At 56.2% G+C, this 2,825-nt stretch carries 3 protein-coding genes and 1 pseudogene; 3 read left to right on the forward strand and 1 reads right to left on the reverse strand.

All coding sequences use genetic code 11. The features are described from left to right. The 3 genes from FEV53_RS19950 to FEV53_RS19960 all read left to right on the forward strand — a co-directional run. A partial coding sequence (locus FEV53_RS19950; protein ID WP_142836343.1) for an IS3 family transposase occupies nt 1-255 on the forward strand: 255 nt, incomplete at its 5' end. Next, the gene (locus FEV53_RS19955; protein ID WP_246100942.1) at nt 237-578 is read left to right on the forward strand and encodes a type IV secretory system conjugative DNA transfer family protein; all 342 of its coding nucleotides are present in this window, start codon (nt 237-239) and stop codon (nt 576-578) included. The genes FEV53_RS19950 and FEV53_RS19955, both read left to right, overlap by 19 nt. A gap of 172 nt (nt 579-750) precedes the next feature. Next, nucleotides 751-1,431 (forward strand): toprim domain-containing protein, encoded by a 681-nt coding sequence (locus tag FEV53_RS19960; protein WP_221931693.1) that lies wholly within the window; start codon nt 751-753, stop codon nt 1,429-1,431. Between the two features lie 1,132 nt (nt 1,432-2,563). Here FEV53_RS19960 and FEV53_RS21110 read toward each other — a convergent pair. Beyond that, nucleotides 2,564-2,825 (reverse strand): annotated as a pseudogene (locus FEV53_RS21110) (hypothetical protein); the annotation flags it as partial.

A 2,825-nucleotide genomic window follows, 5' to 3' on the forward strand; every position in this document is an offset into this window, starting at 1 on the left:
ATCCATCGCGCAAAGCTGATCCAATCCATGAGCCGCAAAGGGGAGTGTCTGGATAACGCCCCGATGGAGAGCTTCTTTTCTTCGCTCAAAAAGGAGCTGGTCCACCGCCAGCGCTTCGCAACAAAGGCACACGCCAAGGCCGCGATCTTCGAGTACATCGAGGTCTTCTACAACCGCCAGCGACGGCATTCAGCCATAGGCTACCAGACACCAGCCCAGGCATTCAAAGAAATGAGTTGGAAAATCGCCGCGTAGGGTCAACAATCACACTGTCCGGAAACAGGGACGAAGATCAGGTCTTCGGGGTTAACGATTTCGAGACGGCGAAATGGCTGAGCCAGATGATCGGCCAGGAAACCACGGTCTTCCAGACCGACAGCTTCAAGCCCGGTGACGGCCCCAGCTTCTCCAACCATCTCACCGGCCGCGATCTGCTCACTCCCGATGAAATCATGCAGATGCCGCCCAACGTGCGGCTTCTGCGCGTCCAGGGCCAGCCCTCGGCGCTCGCCCAAAAGCTGCGCTACTACGCCGATCCCGAGTTCCGGGGGCTCTTTGTCCCGCAGGACGCCGCCTGAGCCCCGGAAAGGATAATCCAGATGTCTGACGACACCCCCTCCTCTATCCCGCCATTTGATGACGAGCTGCGCGAAACCGTTGAGTTGATGTCAAAGGTCGTGGCACGCACATCAGATCATTGAGCTTGTGTGCTACACCAACAGTCTTATGTACTCGAACGTTTCAGAAGCTTTGGCGATCCTCGACCGCCTCTTTCCCGAATACAGGGGCAGCGGTCGCAGTTCGCGTGGAATGAACACTCCGAACCACGCTGTTGCATCCGTCCTGTCACTGCCCGTTTCCGCCGCTACGAGCTTAAAAGAAAAAGAGGGTATGCGACTGGTTCAGACCAAGGACATCTATCGCTACCCCCTCAAGCACTACCTGACCGAGCGCAAAATCCCGCTAGAGATCGCAGGACGATACCTTAGAGAGGTGGAATACCAGGATGAGCAGGGGAGGGACTTTTATGCCCTTGGCTGGAAATGTGGGGAGACCTACGGACTTCGCAGCAAAAGCTTCAAGGGCTTCTTAGGGAAGGGAATAGATATCACGGTCTTCGACAGAGGAAACACCGAGGTCTATCTCTTCGAGGGAATTTTCGACTTTCTGGCATACCTTGCCCATACAAAACGTAAGGAACCGCCCGTTACGACTATCATCATGAACAGTGTCGCGATGCGCTCCAAACTGGAAGCTTGGCTTAGGGACAACAGCCAGGTTCAGCGCCTCAACTGCTATTTTGACAAGGATGCGTCAGGGAAGACCTGCCTCGCCAAGCTGCGTGAGCGCTTTCCTCAGCTCGATTTTCATGACCGATCCGACCAGTACCCCCAGCACAAAGACTTCGCAGACTGGTTTGCGTCTCGCTAGTCTTTTTCTTTTAAGCCCGTAGAGAGCCTTCTAGATTTTGTGGGGCTCTTTCAGTTTTCCACAAGGTCTGTCTGAGTAAGAGAAGGATTAAAAGATTAATAACAGGCTTAAATAGAGGATTAGGGTTTCTGTAAACCGCTGATTAGAGGGAAAAAACGGTCTGAGTGCGACCACTGTCCCTGTATTTGCGCGACTCCCACCCCTGTATTTGCGCGACCGCTGTCCCTGTATCTGGCATGTTTAGCCCCCTCAGACAGGGTTCTAGGATGTCAAAAACTCCGAAGTGCGACCGCTGCCCCTGTATTTTCGAGCTGTGAAGAAGGTCTGTGAGGGTTCTTAAATAGAAGTGCGACCGCTGCCCCTGTATTTTTGAAAAGTTATCCACAGGCGAGAAGGGGGCTTAAAGGGGTAGATTCCGGCTGGGTCCAGAATAGTACGTTAAGCACCGAGGACGCGCTTGCCGTAGTCGGGGTCGCTTACGGCTCAGGGCCGGATAGTACGCTAACGAAAACTCTTCTTTGAAATCACAGGTAAATTTCAGGTTTCATCCCATTGTACGATTATGGGGCGGTCATCGAGAAACAAATCGTACCAGCCAAACGACACGCCCAGAGGCCTGTTTTTGTGTGAAAATTCGGGCCGTGGTGCGATGAACGGTGCGCCAGCCCCTTACGGACGCGCTAACGTACTATTTCGCCCCCAGCCGTAAGCGACCCCCAATGGGTCGCCCTTTGGCATGTCTGGACCGCGAACAACTCAGAGGCGAACGGCGGAGAGGGGTGGACAGCGGGGTCGTGGTGTCCTGGCCGGGAGAGATCGAAGGCGATCCCTTCCCGCCAGAACTGGCGCTGACCGCGAGGGTCCGATGCCTCAAGGCATCGGCGGCGACGCACTCCAACAGAGATCAAGCCGCCCAGGACAAAGACGCGGACGGAGATCCGGGCGAAGATCCGGGACGACAGGACGACGAGGCAAGGGCCGGGATCAGAGCGGAGTCCCGGCCCGCTTCGCAGACCGGGACAACCTCATGCGGTGGCCTCCGGCCACTTGAGAAAACGGGGCCGCACCTGATGGCGCAGCCCCGTTTTGCGACATCGGGATCGGGAGGATCCGAAGACCCTCGAGGGAGACGTCAGGCCCCGAAGATCTGGCGCATCTGCTGATCAAAAAAGGCCCGCGAAATCGTCGCCCGATTGCCGGCATGGCCATGGTAATGAGAGCGCCCCGTTCGGGTCGGAAGACCGGCCCAGATCTTCGCAAGATTGTCCATGAAACTCGCCAGAGGGAGACGCCCCTGAATGAAGGAATTGTACCCCGCCTCGACGTAGAGAACAGACGCGAACTGATCCTGAAGCTGCGGACTGAACCGGGCACCGTCAGGCACACCGAGCTTC

The sequence above is a fragment of the Palleronia caenipelagi genome, assembly GCF_007004065.1.
GTDB classification, from domain to species: domain Bacteria; phylum Pseudomonadota; class Alphaproteobacteria; order Rhodobacterales; family Rhodobacteraceae; genus Palleronia; species Palleronia caenipelagi.